The organism is Amycolatopsis sp. CA-126428 (assembly GCF_002904335.1).
In the GTDB taxonomy this organism is placed as follows: Bacteria; Actinomycetota; Actinomycetes; order Mycobacteriales; family Pseudonocardiaceae; genus Amycolatopsis.
Window position 1 is genome coordinate 177,079 of record NZ_PPHF01000030.1, and the last position, 17,862, is coordinate 194,940.

At 64.9% G+C, this 17,862-nt stretch carries 12 protein-coding genes and 1 tRNA gene; 12 read left to right on the top strand and 1 reads right to left on the bottom strand.

Annotated features, from left to right (window positions below; translation table 11 throughout):
- The first annotated feature begins 642 nt into the window (after nucleotides 1-642).
- The 8 genes from C2L58_RS07565 to C2L58_RS07595 all read left to right on the top strand — a co-directional run bounded on the left by C2L58_RS07565 (nucleotide 643) and on the right by C2L58_RS07595 (nucleotide 14,011).
- On the top strand, nucleotides 643-2,706 hold the full coding sequence (locus tag C2L58_RS07565; RefSeq protein ID WP_103336816.1) for an N-6 DNA methylase: 2,064 nt from the start codon (nucleotides 643-645) through the stop codon (nucleotides 2,704-2,706).
- Nucleotides 2,707-2,733: 27 nt separating this feature from the next.
- Nucleotides 2,734-4,722, top strand: coding sequence for a type I restriction-modification system subunit M (locus C2L58_RS07570; protein ID WP_233225605.1), 1,989 nt, complete (start codon nucleotides 2,734-2,736; stop codon nucleotides 4,720-4,722).
- The gene (locus C2L58_RS07575; protein WP_146073542.1) at nucleotides 4,719-6,035 is read left to right on the top strand and encodes a restriction endonuclease subunit S; all 1,317 of its coding nucleotides are present in this window, start codon (nucleotides 4,719-4,721) and stop codon (nucleotides 6,033-6,035) included. The genes C2L58_RS07570 and C2L58_RS07575 overlap by 4 nt, the downstream gene beginning before the upstream one ends.
- Nucleotides 6,035-9,181, top strand: coding sequence for a type I restriction endonuclease subunit R (locus tag C2L58_RS07580; RefSeq protein WP_103336818.1), 3,147 nt, complete (start codon nucleotides 6,035-6,037; stop codon nucleotides 9,179-9,181). Before C2L58_RS07575 ends, C2L58_RS07580 begins: the two co-directional genes overlap by 1 nt.
- Nucleotides 9,182-9,215: 34 nt before the next feature.
- On the top strand, nucleotides 9,216-11,339 hold the full coding sequence (locus C2L58_RS07585; RefSeq protein WP_146073543.1) for an AIPR family protein: 2,124 nt from the start codon (nucleotides 9,216-9,218) through the stop codon (nucleotides 11,337-11,339).
- 72 nt (nucleotides 11,340-11,411) lie between these two features.
- Nucleotides 11,412-12,977, top strand: coding sequence for a serine/threonine-protein kinase (locus tag C2L58_RS07590; protein ID WP_233225606.1), 1,566 nt, complete (start codon nucleotides 11,412-11,414; stop codon nucleotides 12,975-12,977).
- A gap of 5 nt (nucleotides 12,978-12,982) precedes the next feature.
- Nucleotides 12,983-13,162 (top strand): hypothetical protein, encoded by a 180-nt coding sequence (locus tag C2L58_RS48510; protein WP_146073544.1) that lies wholly within the window; start codon nucleotides 12,983-12,985, stop codon nucleotides 13,160-13,162.
- 285 nt (nucleotides 13,163-13,447) lie between these two features.
- The gene (locus C2L58_RS07595) at nucleotides 13,448-14,011 is read left to right on the top strand and encodes a 3'-5' exonuclease (protein ID WP_103336820.1); all 564 of its coding nucleotides are present in this window, start codon (nucleotides 13,448-13,450) and stop codon (nucleotides 14,009-14,011) included.
- Between the two features lie 29 nt (nucleotides 14,012-14,040).
- On the opposite strand, the gene C2L58_RS07600 is transcribed toward C2L58_RS07595, so the two are convergent.
- Nucleotides 14,041-14,113, bottom strand: a tRNA-Arg gene (locus tag C2L58_RS07600).
- 273 nt (nucleotides 14,114-14,386) lie between these two features.
- Here C2L58_RS07600 and C2L58_RS07605 point away from each other — a divergent pair.
- The 4 genes from C2L58_RS07605 to C2L58_RS07620 all read left to right on the top strand — a co-directional run bounded on the left by C2L58_RS07605 (nucleotide 14,387) and on the right by C2L58_RS07620 (nucleotide 17,814).
- Complete coding sequence (locus tag C2L58_RS07605; RefSeq protein WP_013230063.1) at nucleotides 14,387-15,040, top strand: response regulator; 654 nt, start codon at nucleotides 14,387-14,389, stop codon at nucleotides 15,038-15,040.
- The gene (locus C2L58_RS07610) at nucleotides 15,041-15,649 is read left to right on the top strand and encodes a trimeric intracellular cation channel family protein (protein ID WP_103336821.1); all 609 of its coding nucleotides are present in this window, start codon (nucleotides 15,041-15,043) and stop codon (nucleotides 15,647-15,649) included. It abuts the gene before it with no gap.
- Between the two features lie 66 nt (nucleotides 15,650-15,715).
- On the top strand, nucleotides 15,716-16,408 hold the full coding sequence (locus C2L58_RS07615; protein ID WP_103336822.1) for a response regulator transcription factor: 693 nt from the start codon (nucleotides 15,716-15,718) through the stop codon (nucleotides 16,406-16,408).
- Nucleotides 16,405-17,814 carry a sensor histidine kinase gene (locus C2L58_RS07620; RefSeq protein ID WP_103336823.1) on the top strand — a complete coding sequence of 470 codons (1,410 nt, stop codon included), beginning with the start codon at nucleotides 16,405-16,407 and terminating at the stop codon, nucleotides 17,812-17,814. The genes C2L58_RS07615 and C2L58_RS07620 overlap by 4 nt, the downstream gene beginning before the upstream one ends.
- The last annotated feature ends 48 nt before the right edge of the window (nucleotides 17,815-17,862 follow it).

The window sequence follows — 17,862 nt, forward strand, 5'->3', positions numbered from 1 at the left end:
TGCTACGGCGAGCGCGTGCTGGTCGGCAGCGATGAACTGGACCTCAGCGAAGTCGATGACCGGGAACCTTGGCTCAGCATGACCGAGCGGTTCCTCGTCCTGCTGGAGACGGCCGGGTCGATGCAAGAAGCGCTACCGCTGAACCCAGCGGATGTCAGTACTTCCAGATCGATCCGGTGCCGCGGTACTGGTCCACCGGGATCGGCTCGACTCCATCGCGCATCCCGGCGATATACAGGGTGCCGTGCGGGTGGCCGGCCTCGTGGCGACGAGGCGGGCGCCGAATTCAGTTCGGTGACGCCCCGACTGGCCTCCTCACCTTCGGCCGGAGGATCGAACCGGCGAGCGATGCGGCGCAGCGCGGAGTCGGTGTCCTGCACGGCGCGAGGGCAGCAATGACGGCGCACGGTGCGGGAGGCTTCCCCGTCGAGGCCAGGGCAGAGCCGCGGAAGTCCTTACTCCGCTGGGCCGCTACTTCGGCACAAAATCTCCTAGCGAAGGCGCTGACGTGCGCTTTCTCGAGCCGGTGAGTCCGTGGGATCCGCCCGTCGAGCTATTGCGTGAACATAGTCAACAAAAAAAGTTTCGGCAACCTTGCACACGGCGGAAGAGGCCGATGTATGGTTCACAGAGGTCGAAGGGATGTTCATGGACGGTACGAGCACCGTGTCCGCCACCGGCATCGCCAAGCTTGCCGGAGTGGGTCGCGCCGCGGTCAGCAACTGGCGTCGGCGGCACCTCGACTTTCCCCAACCTGTCGGTGGGAGCGCCACCAGTCCGCTCTTCGGGCTTGCCGAGGTCGAGGACTGGCTCCGCGTGCAGGGCAAGCTCGCCGAATTGTCCCCTCGCGAGCTGGTGTGGCGCCGGCTCCATTCGTCGTCGGACGGCCTCGAGCTGGCCGAAATGCTGTGCCTAGCCGGCGCTCTCCTGATCGCTTCGGGTAACAGCAACGAGCGGCTCCCCACGCCCTCGGGACTCGCCGAGGCTCTGGCCAGCATCGACAAGTCGGCAGCGGAACTGCTGAGTGCTGGCTTCCCCGACGAATGGTCGCCGCGACAGCACGAAGTCCTGACGGCCGTCGCCGAACTTGCGGAGGAGCACGGACCGCGTGAAGTGTTCGAGTTTCTCTTCACTCAGTACGTGGCTGCGCGAGGCGCGGCGTCGAATTTCACCACGCCGCCGAGCCTCGCCGATCTCATGGTCGAGCTGGCCGGCCCCGCCACGTCGGTGCTCGACTTCACTTGCGGCATGGGGACCTTGCTCGGGTCAGCGCTTGCGGCCGGCACCTGCGTCGATTGCTTTGCGCAGGACATCGATCCGGCAGCGGTGAGGATCACTCAGCTGAGGCAGCTGTTCACCCGTCGGGTTGCGCCCGGGGTCGACGGACGGTCTGTGGTGCGGCTTGGCGACTCGCTGCTGTCCGATGCCTTCCCTGGGAGGCGAGTGGATGTCGTCCTGGCGAACCCGCCGTTCGGGTTACAGAACTGGGGGCATGATCGCCTGCTTTACGATTCGCGCTGGGAGTTCGGCGGGGTACCACCGAGGACAGAGCCTGAGCTGGCGTGGGTGCAGCACGCGCTCGCGCACCTGAAGCCAGGCGGGTACGCGGTCCTCCTAATGCCGCCCGCGGCTGCCCAGCGTCCGGCCGGCCGCCGGATCCGCGCCGAGCTGCTTCGCCGGGGCGCGCTCCAAGCCGTGGTCGCTCTTCCGCCGAAGCTCCTTCCACACACATCGATCGCGTTGCATCTGTGGGTCCTTCGACGGCCACTCGATGGAGCGCGTAGCGCGCAGTGTGTGCTGTTCGTCGACACGTCGCCGAAGTCGGACACCATGCGTGAGGTCGCAGTCGCCGCTTGGCACGCGTTTCGCGAGGATCCGGCGTCTGTACCTGCCGAGCCGGGGGTGCGTGCCGTGGTATCGGTGATCGACCTGCTTGACGACGCGACGGACTTGACACCGCAGCGGTATCTTCCGCTGCCTGACGTCCCGTACCGCGATTCCGCCGACCTGCTGACCGCCTACGAGACCCTGGATGCGGAACTCGGGGGACTGCTTGCCAAGCTCCCGCCGCTGGTGGTTGGGGGTGCGTCGCCGATCGGGGACGCTCACCTCGTACCGGTGAAACAGCTGATGCAGAACGGCGACCTGACCCTGCATCGGACGGCACCACCCGCCGGTGGTTCGTCGGCCGACCGGAAGGCTGTGACCAGTCACGATGTCGCCAAGGGCAGGCCGCCGAGTGGGGTGACCACGACCAACGGCAGCGAGGTACGAGCGGGCGATGTGCTCGTCCCCCAGATCGCCGGGCAGCTTCTCGCCCGCGTGGCGACCGCTGAGCAGGTGGGTGCGCAGTTGGACACGACGGTCCAGGCGCTACGGCCGAATGCGGACATGCTCGATCCATGGTTCCTGGCGGGTGTGCTGAGTCGGAGGGAGAACGAGCACATCGTTGTACGGCAATCGACGACGTCGTCAGCACAAACGCGGATCGACGTGAAGCGCCTTCGAGTGCCCTTACCCCCGATCGACGTCCAGCGGCGTTACGGCGAGGCGTTCCGTCGGATCGCCGATTTTGAAACGTCCCTGGCCCGGGTCAACGACCTCGGTCGGCTGTTGGCGCGAGGGCTCGGCGACGGACTGGCTGCGGGAGCGTTCGATGCCGATTTGACCACGCCGCGTAACAGCGGCGATCGCCGACTTGATTGACTGGACAGAACCTTCGAGAGGATCCTGGTGACCGACACGACGCCGAAGAACCTGGCGGGCTTGATCTGGCAGGTGGCCGACCTGCTGCGCGGCGACTACAAGCGAGCTGATTACGGCAAGGTGATCTTGCCGTTCACAGTGCTGCGCCGGCTGGAGTGCGTGCTGGAGCCGACGCGCGATGCGGTGCTCAAGGAGAAGAAGAAGTGGGTCGACAAGGGCATCGATCCCTCGCCGTTCTTGACGAAGGTGACGGAGAGGCGCTTCTTCAACATGACCAAGCACAGGCTTGTCTCGGTAGCCGCCGCACCGGACGACGCGGTGAAGAACCTGATGAGCTACGTGAACGGCTTCTCGGACAACGCCAAGGAGGTGTTCGAGAAGTTCAAGTTCGCCGAGCAGGTGACCTACCTTCATGAGGCGAAGCTCCTGCATCTGGTGGTTTCTGAGTTCGCGGATTTCGACTTGCGTCCCGAGACGGTGGGCAACCACGAGATGGGCTACGTCTTCGAGGAGCTGATCCGGAAGTTCGCCGAGGCGTCGAACGAGACAGCTGGTGAGCACTTCACTCCTCGTGAGGTCATCGAACTGATGACCGGGTTGCTCATCGCGCCGGATTTGGAAGATCTGAAGGTTCCTGGCGCCGCACGGCTGGTGTACGACCCGGCTTGCGGGACAGGGGGCATGCTCACCGCCGCCGAAGATTTCATCCTCAAGCACAACTCCGACGCGAAGGTGTACTCCTTCGGTCAGGAGCTGAATCCGGAGTCCTGGGCGATCTGCCGGTCCGACCTGATGATCAAGAATCAGGAGCCGGACAACATCAAGCTGGGCAACTCGTTCACCTATGACCACCATGAATACCAGCGATTCGACTACATGTTGTCGAATCCGCCGTTCGGCGTGGAGTGGAAGAAGGCGAAGCAGCAGATCGAGGACGAGCACGAGGACCTCGGGATGCGCGGACGCTTCGGTGCTGGTCTGCCGAGGATCAACGACGGCTCGCTCCTGTTCCTGCAGCACATGATTGCGAAGATGCGCCCCGTCAGCGAGGGCGGCAGCCGTATCGCAATCGTCTTCAACGGCTCACCGCTGTTCACTGGGGCGGCGGAGTCGGGCGAGTCGAAGATCCGGCAGTGGATCCTGGAGAACGACTGGCTCGAAAGCATCGTCGCCTTGCCGGACCAGTTGTTCTACAACACCGGTATCTCGACGTACTTCTGGATTCTGACCAACCGCAAGGCGCCCGAGCACCGCGGCAAGGTCGTCCTGCTGGACGCGCGGGACTACTGGGCCAAAATGCGAAAGTCCCTGGGCGACAAGCGGAAACTAATTACCGAAGAGCAGATCGACGAGATCCAGCGCCTGTACGGCGAGGCACTCAGTGTGGCTGCGGACCCTGAGCACGAGTTGCACGGAAAGGTGAAGGTCTTCGCCAACGAGGAGTTCGGCTACCATCGCATCACCGTCGAACGGCCCTTGAAGCTTCGTTTCGAGGTGACTGAGGATGCTCTCGTCGAGCTGGAAGAGGCCCTGAAGAGCGGCAAGACGACGGCGAAGTACGAGGGGCGCGATGCTCTGCTGGGCGCGTTGAAGACGCTGGTTGGTGAGGAGCCGTCGTTCAAGAAGGCGGAGTTCGCCGCCGTGCTGCGGTCTGCGCTGGCTGGGGTGGGCAAGTTGCCGGCCGCTGTAGACAAGGCCGTGTGGTCGGCGGTGTCGGTACGTGATCCTGAGGGTGAGGTGCAGTACAAGAAGGGTGAGCTGGAGCCTGACTCGGAGCTGCGTGGCTTCGAGAACGTTCCGTTGTACGAGGATATCGACGCCTACTTGGAGCGCGACGTCTTACCGCACGTGCCTGACGCCTGGATTGACCACGCGAAGACCAAGGTGGGTTACGAGATCCCGTTCACCCGATACTTCTACGTGTACAAGCCGCCCCGCTCGCTTGTGGAGATCGACGCCGAGCTAGAAGCAATTGAGATGGAAATTCGAGGTCTTCTGAGCGAGGTGGTGAAGTGAGTGAAATCCGCGATAGCCGTCTCGGCTGGGCGCCTGCTATTCCGAGTCATTGGCAAGTCGTTCCTCTTCGCTACGTTGCTGACATGGGTACCGGTCACACGCCAGATAGAAATAAGGCGGAGTACTGGGAAGACTGCACAATTCCTTGGGTGACAACTCCAGATGTTACCAAGCGGGCAGATTCGTTTGCGCCACTGCTGGAAACTGAACAGAAAATAAGTCGGCTCGGGATGGCAAAAAGTGCGGCCGTGTTGCATCCAGAAGACACGGTAATGCTTTCGCGTACGGCATCCATTGGTTACAGTGTTCGAATCGGACGTCCGATGGCTACAACGCAGGCGTTTGTAACCTGGAAGTCGGGGGAGAAGCTGGACTCTCGTTACCTCCTTATGGTCTTGCGTGCAATGAAGGAAGAGTGGGCCAGGCTTGCCTATGGCTCCACGCACTTGACCATATACATGCCAGATCTCGAATCCATCCGAATTCCCCTCCCGCCTTTGGTGGAGCAGCGAAGAATCGTTGACTTCATCGATCGTGAAGTAAAGCGTATAGACGCTCTAATTGCTGCGGATCACAACTATGCGAAGCTGCTCAAAGAACGCCAAGAGTCGGAGCTTTATGCGGCCCTTTCTGGCTCTGACGTAGCCGGTTGCCGAGTCGATCATCCGATGCTGGGAAGTCTTCCGAGTCGGTGGCCGGTGGTGAAGCTAAGGCGCCTGGTTCCAAGAGTCGGAGTGGGGGTGGTTGTCGACCCGTCATCGTACTTTTCGGAGGAAGGTGTGCCTTTCCTGCATGGGGCGAACATTCTTGCTGGAAAGATTGACGTGAGGGATGTTCGAAGGATCTCCGACCTTGATAGCAGGAAACTGTGGAGGTCGCGCCTCGAGGAAGGTGATGTCGTTGTCGTTCGGGCTGGTTACCCGGGCAGGGCTGCGGTAATCACTGGTGATCTTGATGGAGCAAACTGTGCTTCAATTATTGTCCTGAAGAAGGGAAAGTCGCTACTTCCGTCTTATCTTGCTGCATATTTCAATAGTCTGCTGGGAAAAGCTTATGTCGACTCTGTTCGATACGGTGCAGCGCAAGAGCAAATTAATGTTTCTCACGTGGTTGACTTCATGGTTCCTGTCCCGTCGCCGTCTGAGCAGGTAGATATAACTCGAAGGCTTGATGATACTTTTCGAGCATCAACATCGATGGGGGATCGAATCGTGAAGCGTTCGGCTCTTCTTGCTGAACGTCGTCAAGCCTTGATCACCGCCGCAGTGACGGGTCAATTCGACGTCACCACCGCGAGAGGGGCGGATGTCTGATGGCTCGCGCCCACACCGAGGAGCCGTTCGAGGACACCATCGTCGAAGCGCTGGTCACCTCAGGCTGGCGCCCCGGAGACAAAGACGCCTACCTCCCCGACCTCGGCCTCGACCCGAGCCAGCTGGTGCCGTTCGTCGAAGCCACCCAGCCCGACGCCTGGAAGACGCTGGAACAGTTTGCCGGCGGCAACCCTGCGGTCGCCGAAAAGGAGTTCCTTCGGCTCGTCGCCAAGCAGATCGACCAGCGCGGCACTCTCGATGTGCTGCGCGCGGGCGTCAAGGATCGCGGCGTCCGTATCAAGCTCGCTTACTTCCGCCCGGCCCACACTGTTGCCGAAGGCGCGCTCGACGAGTACCGCCGGAATCGGCTCTCCGTTACCCAGCAGTTGCGCTACTCAGCGACAAGCAGGCACGAACTGGACCTCGTACTGTTCGTCAACGGTCTCCCGGTCGCCACGGCTGAGCTGAAGAACCCGCTCACCGGCTCGACCGTCGACGACGCCATGACTCAGTACCGCACCACGCGAGACCCCAAGGAACTGCTGTTCGCGAAGCGAGCCCTCGTTCATTTCGCCGTCGACACCGATATGGTCTTCCTCACCACGCGCCTCCGTGGCGAGCAGACCCTCTTCCTCCCGTTCAACCAGGGCACCGGTGGTCCCGGCAATGTGGGTGGCGCGGGCAACCCACCCGCGTCCGCCGACGGGTCCGGCTACCGGACGGCTTATCTGTGGGAGCAGGTCTGGCAGAAGGACAACTGGATCGACCTCCTCAAGCGGTTCCTGCATGTTCAGGCCGCCAAGGGACGCACGAGCGTGCACGACCGGCCGCTCATCTTCCCGCGCTATCACCAGTGGCACGCTGTGCGCAGCCTCACCGAGCACGCCGCTCGGTACGGTTCCGGCCACAACTACCTGATCATGCACTCGGCGGGGTCCGGCAAGTCCAACACCATCGGCTGGCTCGCGCACCGGCTGTCCACGCTGCACGGTTCGGCCGAACCCGGTGCGCTCGACAGCGCCGCCGTGCAGACGGGCCGGATCGAGGCGAACCAGGCGGTCTTCCACAAGATCGTTGTCGTCACCGATCGGTCCGTGCTGGACAAGCAGCTCCAGGACACGATCTACCAGTTTGATCACACGCCCGGCGTCGTGCAGCGGATCACCGGTACTAGCGGCTCGAAGTCTGCCGAGGTTGCCGAAGCCCTCGCCAACACCGCCTCGAAGATCATCATCGTGACGGTGCAGACCTTCCCGCATGTCCTCGAAGGCGTGTCCGGGCTCTCTGGCAAGCGCATCGCGGTCATCGTAGACGAGGCACATTCCGGCCAGTCCGGTGATTCGGTCAGCAAGCTGAAGAAAGTGCTGCGTGGCCTGGGCGCCGAGGAGGCCGGAGACGACACCGACCCGCTGACCTCCTCTGCGATGGTCGAAGGACGGCACCCCAACCTGTCCTACTTCGCTTTCACCGCCACGCCGAAGACCAAGACGCTCCAGTTGTTCGGCATCGACGATCCTGTCAGCGGTGACAAGCGTGCGTTCCACATCTACTCGATGCGCCAGGCCATCGATGAGAAATTCATCCTCGACGTGCTGCGCAACTACACCACCTTCAAGACCTACTGGAAGGTAGCCAAGGAGGGTGCCGAGAACATCGAAGTCAACCCGGACAAAGCCGGGGCTGAAATCGCCCGGTTGGTGTACCTCAATCCCGCCACGATGGAGGCACACGCGGAGATCATCGCTCGTCACTTCCACAAGAGCACACGCAGGCAGCTCGGCGGCCGGTCCAAGGCGATGGTCGTGAGCCGGTCCAGGGAGAGCGCGCTGCGCATGTTCACCGCACTGCACAAGGCATTCGATGACCTCAGCCTTCCCAATCCGGGGCTGCTCGTGGCGTTCTCCGGCAGCCTTGCCCACAACGGCGCCGAGGTCACCGAGGCCAACATCAATGGGTTCCCGGAAAGCCAGTTGCCGGATGCATTCGCCTACACCCGCGCCGACGACCCACACGCCGCATCGCGCGGTAAGCCTGGTGGAGCGCCGGAGCGGAAGGAATACCGCATCCTGGTCGTGGCTGACAAATACCAGACTGGATTCGACCAGCCCCTGCTCACCACGATGTACGTGGAGAAGCCCTTGGCGGGAGTCGCGGCGGTCCAGACGCTCTCGCGGCTGAATCGCACGCATCCGCTCAAGAGCCAGGAAGACCTGTTCGTCCTCGACTTCGCCAACGAGGCCGAGGACATCCAGCGGGAATTCAAGCCCTACTACGAAGAAGCCGTGACGACCCCGGCCGACCCGAACCTGCTCTACGAGAAGCAGCGCGTGCTGATGGATCATCAGCTTCTGGTCCCGTCGGAGATCCAGTCCTTCTATGATGCCTACGCCGAGGCGCAGCCGGCCGCGAATGGACAGAGCCGCCTGCGAGGCTGGGAGAAAAAGCACGCTGCGCTCGTCCGGCTGACCGATCCGGCCCGAGATCGATTTGCCAAACTGCACCACGAAGATCGCGACGCCGCCGAGCTGTTCCGGTCCGACCTGGCTGACTACGTCCGGAAGTACGGGTTCCTTACGCAGGTCATGCAGTACACCGACGACGAGCTCGAAATGCTGTACCTGTTCGCCAAGCACCTGCTGTCCCAGTTGATGTCGCGGGCGGATCCGGCGATGGACGTCGGTGCGGTCGACCTCACCCATCTGCGCGTCAGCAAGACCGGCGAGCATGACGTGAGCCTCGAGCCCGAAGGCGAGCAGATGTTGCCCGGCTTCGACGATGGTGCTGCCGCACTGCCGAAGGATCCGCGAAAGGCTCTGCTGTCGGAGCTCATCGAGGAGTTCAACGACCGCTACGGCCTGGGGCTCAGCGATGCCGACCGGCTGATGTACGAGGAGCGGATCGTTGCAGCTGCCGGCGATCCCGACCTGGAGCAGGCTGCTGTCGCCAGCCGCAACGAAGGCGACTTCGAGATGCCGTTCAACCAGCGGTTCAACGACATCATGGTCGAGCGCGCCGAGGCCGACACCAAGTTCACCGAGAAGTACTTCTCCGATAAAGAATTCCAGGGTCGCCTCACACGTGAGGCGCGCAAGGCGGCGTATCGGATGATCCGCCGTCGCCACGGCTTGTCCGACACGACCGCCTGACCGATCCCGGCCACTCGTGACGCAGGGGAGCGTAGTGAACAACCAACCGGCCAAAACCCAGTCGCCGAACCAGGTTCGTCAGGTTCGCCAGGCATTGCTGCGAGAATTCTCGGAGCTGATCGATCTCTCGAACGTCGAGACCTCGCGACCCGACGAGGTGGAGAAGCAGCTCCTGTCCCGATCACTGGCCGCACTGGCCGTTCGTAAGCTGACCGGCTGTAGCAGCCAAGTAGCCGCGGAGACCGTGATCGACGGCCGCCACGACCAGGGCATCGACGCCGTCGCGTTGGCTGATGGAACTTCCGAAGTATTCCTGGTCCAGGCCAAGTGGAGTGAACGAGGTACAGCGGGCATCGACACCGCCGCCGCCCACAAGATGGTGGCAGGCTTCCGGCAGATCGAGGACCGCCGGTTCGAACGCTTCAACGCGCGGTTCCAGGCGATGGCAGAGAAGCTCCGAGCAGTGCTGGCCGAACCGCACCTGAGGGTCACCTTGGTGCAAGCGGTCATGGGTGATGGTCGGCTCGCGCCCGAAGTCACGCAGGTTTTCGAGGACGCGTGCACGGAGTTCAACGGCCACGGCCGCTACCTTCACTACAAGGTCCTGAGCAGCGCCGACTTTCACCAGCAGGTCAGGGACGACCTATCGGAGATCCCTATCTCGCTCAAGATCAACATGTCGCAGTGGATCCACCGGGATCTTCCGGCGGATGCCTATCAAGGCAGCGTCGCCGCGGACGGAGTGGCACAGTGGTTCGCCGAGTTCGGTGACCGCTTGTTCGAGCAGAACGTACGGAAGTCGCTCGGACTCACCACCGTCAACCAAGCCATGGTCGACACCCTGGTGAACGACCCCATGAGCTTCTGGTCGCGGAACAACGGCATCACGGTGCTCTGCTCGGAGATCCAAACCAGCTATCCGTCCGGCCGGCGTCCGAACCTGCCGGTGGACCTCCACTTGAGCGGTGTCAGCGTGGTCAACGGGGCACAAACGGTGACCGCGATCCATGAGGCCTTCCGCAAAGCGCCAGAAGCCGTGCAGGACGCCGACGTGAGCGTCCGGGTCATCCAGGTGCCGGCAGACGATGCGGTGTTCGGTGGAGTCGTAACCCGGAGCACCAACACCCAGAATCACATGGAGCGCAGGGACTTCATCGCGCTCGACGAGGTCCAGATGGCGATCCGGGAAGATTTCGCACTGTCGCTGGACAAGACCTATGTCTTCAAACGAGGGGACATCGATCCCGCGCCGGACGCGGGATGTTCGGTCGTCACCGCGGCGATCGCGTTGGCGTGCGCGCACCGGAATCCGGAGTTCGTCTTTCGAGCCAAACGAGACCGGGACCTCCTCTGGGAGGTCGACCGGGGCGGCGCGTATCCGAGCCTGTTCGGCAATCAGCCGTCGGCGGGCTTGATCTGGCACTCGGTGCAGCTCTTCCGCGAGATCAACAGTGTTCTCCGCCGAGAAGGAAAGAAGCTGGAGGGGCGCGCGTCGACGATTGTCGACCACGGCGACCTCATGCTCACCCATCTGGTCTTTCAGGCGATCGACGCGGAGGGCATCGAGGATGCCGACTCCGACTGGAGGATTCCGGCGAACCTGGACGAACTGGTCGTGGCGGCCATACGATGGCTGATTCACGAAGTGGACAGCGCCTACGGTGCCGCCTCGTTCGTCACGAGCACGTTTGCCAAGCACGAGCGTTTTCTTGAGCTGGCGAAGCGGGTGCATGCGCGTCTCGACTCCGGGGAACCGGCACCGGAGATCGGTGCCGAGTACCACCCGGCGCCGCGGCCGGCCAAGGGGCGTGCGCGCACCGCGGTGAGCGTTTTGATCGATGCGAATCGCATCGATCAAGGGGAAACACTGCATTTCGTACCGTCCACCGAACGTGAGCAGGCAGCAATCGGAGGCTGGCTGGTGCAGGACTCACGTCGCAGCCTTGCGACGTGGGTGACTGACCGTCGCAAGCCGCTGCTCTGGGCGGGTGATGGCCAGCGATACTCGCCATCCGGGCTGGTAATGCACATCTGGCAGGAGGCCGGGTGGGACGAAGCGCCGGTGGCGGTCCAAGGGCCGAAATGCTGGCATCTTGGTCGCGAGGGCTCGCTCGTCGAACTGGCCAATGCGCTGCGGAGGGACGACGAACGAGAATAGGGCGGCAGGCGGTGTCCCTGGACAGTGACACGACAGTGACGCACACTGTCGGGTGCCGATCTGGGGGAGGACGTGGCCGCTGCACCGCAGATCATCGCTGGGCGCTACGAGCTGACCGCGCCGATCAGCTCCGGCGGGATGGGCCAGGTCTGGCGTGGCTACGACACCGTCCTTGACCGCGACATCGCGGTCAAGCTCATCAGGCCAGGCGTTGCTGACACGGATGACGATCGCGGCGAACTGATCGCGAGGTTCCGGCGCGAAGCTCGGGTTACCGCGAAGATCGAGCACCCGGGGGTGCCCGCGATATACGACGCCGCGTTCGACGAGAATGTCGAACGCCTGTACCTGGTGATGCAGCTGATTCACGGCGTTTCTCTTACTGACGTGCTCGCCGAACGCGGGGCATTGCCGGTGTCGTGGGCAACGTCGATCGTCGCGCAGATCTGCGCGGTCCTGTCCTACGCGCACGCGGTGCCAGTGGTTCACCGGGACCTCAAACCGGGCAACGTGATGATTTCGTGGGACGGCCACGTGAAGGTGTTGGACTTCGGAGTCGCGGCACTGCTGCGTGACGACGTCACCAAGCTGACGTCCACTGGCCGGATTATCGGCACAAAGCCCTATATGTCCCCGGAGCAGATCCAGAACTCGCCGATCACTCCGCTGAGCGACCTCTACGCACTTGGTTGCCTGGCGCACGAACTGCTCGCCGGCGAGCGTGTCTTCCAAGCGGACGACGAGATCGCGCTGATGTACCAGCATCTCGAGAACCAGCCGACCCCATTGCGCGAGATCAAACCCGACATTCCGGCCGAACTTGAGCAACTTGTACTCGACCTGCTGGCGAAGCGTCCATCAGACCGTCCAGCCGACGCCTGGGCCGTCTACGACCGGTTGGTGCCGTTCATGCCGGCGTTGGAATCGCAGGTGGATGATCCGGATCCGGCGCCGGGGGCGATGCCGGATCCAACCCGACCTTACCGACGTCCAGTCGGTTTGCGGCCGCGGCCAGCCCTCTCGACCGAGGTGCCCGGCCTGGCGGGACAGGTCTCAGCCGGGCGGTCCGGCGTCACGGTAGAGGAGGTGTATGCAGCGCAGGAACGCGCATACGACCTCATCGATGCGGAGCGCTTCACTCAGGCCGCAGACATCGCAGGCGATTTGGTGGCGCTTGCGGCTTCATCGCTCGGCAAGAACAACACGGCCGTTCTGGAACTGTGGACAGCCAAGGCCGTCGCCTTATTCCTGGGTGGCGATCTCCGTCGCGCGCTGGTGGATTTTACGGCTCTCGCAGCGGCGTATGCCCGGTCCACCGGCCCGGACGGCGAGCAGTCTCTGCAATGCCGTCTGCAGGCGGCGTACTGCCAGGTTGCACTGGGACTTACTGCGGGGGCGCTGACCGAGCTGGAATTGATTCTGCCCGGCTATCGAAAGCTCGGACCGGAATACGTCGAGGATGTCCTCAAGATCCGTCGTACGATCATCGGGCTGCGGATGGGTGCCGGCCACCTCAAGAGCGTTCGCTCGGACCTGCATGAGTTGGAGCACGACGTGTTGAGCGCCTTGGGGACCGACAGTGAACTGGCCGCGGACGTGGCTGAGATGCTCAAGCGTCTGCGTGGTCTCGACGGATAGATATCTTGGGGCAGGCGCTCATTTCCTTCGCCAAGTACGCGCAAGCCAGACGAGCCGGCCGTGGCCGCAGGCTCACCCGGGCCGACCGCAGGACAATCTGGCAGCTGACCGAGCGGTTCCGCAAGCGCCTTAACGACCGGAACTGGACCACGCACAACGCAATGGCGGCCTATGCCGCGCGTTGAGAAGCCGAGCGGGCGGCCCGGGTCGGGGCCGGCGAAAATTCCGGTTCGGGTTTCCGTTACCGCCACATCGTCGTCGACGAGGCGCAGGACCTCCATGGCGCGCACTGGAAATGCTGCGTGCGATGGTCCCGGACGACCGCAACGACATTTTCTGTGCCGGGGGCACGCACCAGAGGATCTACGACAATGTGGTGAGTCTGGGAAGCCTCGGCATCAAACATCCGCGGCCGGTCGGCCAAGCTGACGCTGAACTACCGGACCAGCAGGCAAATTCTCGCGGCGGCGATGGCGGTGATGCACGGTCGGACCTACGACGACCTCGACGGCGGAGTCGATGGGCTCGAGGGATACCGCTCGGTGCTGAGAGGGCCCAAGCCGACCTTCCAAGGCTTCACGAGCCAGACTGCAGAGCTCGAGGCGGTGGTCGGCCAAGCGGTCGAGTGGGCCGAGCAGGGCGGCCCCAAAGGGCTTGCAGTGTGTGTCCCGACGAAGGACCTCGTCGCCCGGGTGCCCGGGATGCTCGCCGAGGCAGGGCTGCCGACGGTCGAACTCACTCCGGATGGTCCGAAGGGCGCCGGCGGTTTCTCGATCGGCACCATGCACCGGTTCAAAGGGCTCGAGTTCCAGCCAATCATCATCGCGGGAGCATCGGACGGGCTGATTCCCCGATCGAGCCTCGACCGGATGCGTGCCGAGGATCCGATCCGGTTCCGGCGTCCGATCCAGCTGGATCGGGCACTGCTGTTCGTCGCAGCGACCCGTGCCCGCGATGAGCTGGTGATCTTCTGGCACGGCGCACCCAGCCGGTTCCTGTCGACCATGTCCGTCGGAAAGGTCTCAGCGAGCTGACCGCCACTGTCCACGTTGATCGTCAGAGGTGCCCCCGGCAGGATTCGAACCTGCGACACCCGCTTTAGGAGAGCGGTGCTCTATCCCCTGAGCTACGAGGGCCTGCTACTACCGGGTCAGCTTAGCTTGCCGAAGGGACCCGCAGCAGCAGGGGCACGGATGGAGCAACCCGACGGACGTCGTCACCCAGGTGAGTGGTTCTCCGGCTCTCGGGAACCCGGAGATACACCCTGGCGCACCGCCCACCGCACCTGACCTGGACGGACCAGTGCCTCACCTGGTCGTGTCTGGTTTCGAACTGCTGAACAACAGTAGGTAACCTTCGTTAACGGGACGCGGGGAGCCGCCTCCTACTGGCTGTTGCGGAGGGCTTCGTTGATCAAGCTCATGTTCGCCGACGACGAGGAACTGGTGCGCTCGGGGTTGCGCGCGATGATGTCCGGGGCCCAGGACATCGAGATCGTGGGCGAGGCGAGCGACGGCAGATCCGCCGTGGAAGTTGCCCGGCGGTATCACCCCGATGTGGCCCTGCTCGACATCAAGATGCGGGCCCCTGACGACGGCATTCGCGCTCTCCGGGCCATCCTCGCCCTCCCCGATCCGCCCACCGTGGCCATGCTGACCACCTTCGACATCGACGAATACGTCAGCCTCGCGCTGCGGCTCGGGGCCAACGGCTTCCTGCTCAAGGACATCGACCCCGCCGCGCTGTTGCGGGCCGTGCGGGATCTGAGCCGGGGTGGGGCCGTGCTGGATCCGGGTGTGGCCGCTCGGATGGTTCAGTCGCACCGGGATGAACAACGCGCTGCTCAGCCCGCCCGGAAGCTGCTCGCCTCGCTGTCCGAACGGGAGCGTGAAGTCGTCGCGCTGATCGGGCAGGGCCTGTCCAACGCCGAGATCGGCGGGCGGCTGCACCTCTCCGAAGCCACCGTCAAGGGGTACGTCTCCGCCGTGCTCTCCAAGATCGGCGCGGCCAACCGGGTGCAGGCCGCGCTGCTGGCCTACCGCGGCGGGCTGCTCGACCAGTAGATGCTGCTCACGGCGCTGGAGTTCGTCGGGCTCGTCGCCTTCGCCGCGTCCGGGGCGCTCGCCGCGGTGCGGGCGCGGCTCGATGTCTTCGGCGTCGTCGTGGTCGGGCTCACCACCGCGCTCGGCGGCGGCGTCATCCGGGACGTCCTGCTCGGCATCCACCCGCCCACGACACTGCGGAACTGGCCCTACCTCGCCGTCTGCGCCGGGACCGCCCTGGTCGTCTTCGTCTTCCACCCGCAGGTCGCGCGGCTGCGGCGCGGCGTTCTGCTGGCGGACGCGCTCGGGCTCGGCGTCTTCGCCACCGCCGGGACGACCATCGCGCTCAACGCCGGCGCCACCGTCTACGCCGCGTGTCTGATCGGGATGACGACCGGCATCGGCGGCGGGGCCGTGCGCGATCTGCTGCTCCGGGAAATCCCGCTCGTCCTGCGGAAGGAGATCTACGCCGTGGCCGCGCTCGCCGGCTCGGCGCTCGTCGCCTTCGGTCACTCTCTGCGACTTCCGGAAGGGCTCGTGACCGTCGTCGCGGCCGCTGTCGTGGTTTCCATCAGGATGGTCGCGCTCTGGCGGCACTGGAACGCGCCGGTCGCGCGCGGTCCGGAGTGAGAAATCCTTTGTGAGTTCTGCGTGTGTTCTTAGGCGGGTCTCAGCACGCTGCGTAAAACTAGCGCCATGCGCATCCTTGTGGTGGACGACGACCGCGCCGTCCGTGAGTCGCTCCGGCGGTCCCTGGAGTTCAACGGCTACCAGGTCCAGCTGGCCAGTGACGGTGCGCAGGCCCTGGAGGCGATCATCGCCGACCGGCCGGACGCGATGGTGCTGGACGTCATGATGCCCCGGCTCGACGGCCTCGAGGTCGCCCGCCGCCTGCGCAGCACCGGTGACGACCTGCCGATCCTGGTGCTCACCGCGCGCGACACCGTCTCCGACCGGGTGTCCGGCCTGGACGCCGGCGCCGACGACTACCTGCCGAAGCCCTTCGCGCTCGAGGAGCTGCTCGCCCGGCTGCGGGCGCTGCTGCGCCGCGCCGTCCCGGAAGGCCAGAACGGCCAGGCCTCGGAGTCCCTGGCCTTCGCGGACCTGACGCTGGACCCCGGCACGCGGGAGGTCCGCCGCGGTGACCGCGAGATCAGCCTGACCCGGACCGAATTCGCCCTGCTGGAACTGTTCCTTTCCTACCCGAAGCACGTCCTCACGCGTGGCCGGATCCTGGAGGAAGTATGGGGTTACGACTTCCCGACGTCGGGCAACGCGCTGGAGGTCTACGTCGGCTACTTGCGCCGCAAGACGGAGGCCGAGGGGGAGCCGAGGCTGATCCACACGGTGCGGGGAGTGGGGTACGTCCTGAGGGAAACCCCGCCGTGACCGAACCGGGCGATCCCCGCGGCACGCGCTGGGGCGCCCGCCGGTTCTCGCTGCGCGGCCGGGTGACGCTGCTCGCGGCCGCCTGCGTCGCGGGCGCTGTCGCGCTGGTGTCGATCGGCGCCTACATGGTCGTGCGGAGCAACCTCTACCAGCAGCTCGACGACAGCTTGCTGGCGCGCGCGCAGGCGGCGGCCAACTCGCCGCAGGTGCAGACCGAGCTGCGGCAGGTGCCCGGCGCGTTCCTGGCCAGCGCCGACCTGCAGATCGGGCAGCTCAACGCGGCGCCCGACGTCCAGCACGCCGTGATGACCTACCCGCTGTCGAGCTCGCCGCCGCCGTTCGGGCCGGACGAGCTGGCCGTCGCGAACGGCGACTCGGCGGAGTCGCTGCGGACGGACTTCCGCTCCGACAGCCGCGTGGTCGCCCTGCCGACCGGGCACGGCGAGGCCATCGTGCTGGCCCAGTCGATGGGCCCGACCAAGCGCACGCTGAACGAGCTCGCGCTGGTGCTGTTCCTGATCGGCGGCGCCGGCATCCTGGTCGCCGCCGCGGCGGGCACCGCGGTGGCGCGCACCGGCCTGCGCCCGGTCGACCGGCTGACGTCGGCCGCCGAGCGCGTCGCCAAGACCGGCGACCTGCGGCCCATCCCGGTCAGCGGCGACGACGAGCTCGCGCGGCTCACCCAGACCTTCAACACCATGCTCGGCACGGTCGCGGACTCGCAGGAACGCCAGCGCCAGCTGGTCGCGGACGCGGGGCACGAGCTCCGGACGCCGTTGACGTCGCTGCGCACCAACCTCGAGCTGCTGCTCGCCGCGAGCAAACCGGGCGCGCCGCCGCTGCGGAACGAGGACCGCGTCGACATCATCGCGGACATCAGCGGCCAGCTCGACGAGCTGACGCAGCTCATCGGCGACCTGGTCGAGCTCGCGCGCCAGGACGAGCCGCGCGAGCGCTTCGAGCGCGTCGAGCTGCTGGAGGTCGTCGAGCGGGCGCTCGACCGGGCACGGCGGCGCGCGGGCGAGATCAACTTCGACGTCTCGCTGCAGCCGTGGGTGCTCACCGGCGACAACAGCTCGCTCGAACGCGCGGTGCTGAACCTGCTCGACAACGCGGTCAAGTTCTCGCCGCCCGATGCGACGGTCTGGGTGCGGCTGTACCCGCTCGGCGACGGCACCGCCGTGGTCGAGGTCGCGGACGCCGGGCCGGGCATCGCCGAAGAGGACCTGCCCAAGGTGTTCGACCGCTTCTACCGGTCGTCGGAGGCCCGGACGCTGCCGGGTTCGGGCCTGGGGCTGGCGATCGTGAAGCACGCGGCCGAGCGGCACGGTGGAGCGGTGTACGCCTCGCAGGCGCCCGAAGGCGGCGCGTTGATGACGATCCGGCTGCCGGGGGCGCCCGGCTGAGACCGGCGCCGGTCTGCTGTTGCCTGTTCGCGCTACGCGTTGTTCGGC

What these genes read in the sequence shown, in the direction of transcription:
- C2L58_RS07595 (WP_103336820.1), top strand. Translation starts at nt 13,448, where the DNA reads ATGGCGGTGATGCACGGTCGGACCTACGACGACCTCGACGGCGGAGTC.
- C2L58_RS07610 (WP_103336821.1), top strand. Translation starts at nt 15,041, where the DNA reads ATGCTGCTCACGGCGCTGGAGTTCGTCGGGCTCGTCGCCTTCGCCGCG.
- C2L58_RS07565 (WP_103336816.1), top strand. Translation starts at nt 643, where the DNA reads ATGTTCATGGACGGTACGAGCACCGTGTCCGCCACCGGCATCGCCAAG.
- C2L58_RS07580 (WP_103336818.1), top strand. Translation starts at nt 6,035, where the DNA reads ATGGCTCGCGCCCACACCGAGGAGCCGTTCGAGGACACCATCGTCGAA.
- C2L58_RS07615 (WP_103336822.1), top strand. Translation starts at nt 15,716, where the DNA reads ATGCGCATCCTTGTGGTGGACGACGACCGCGCCGTCCGTGAGTCGCTC.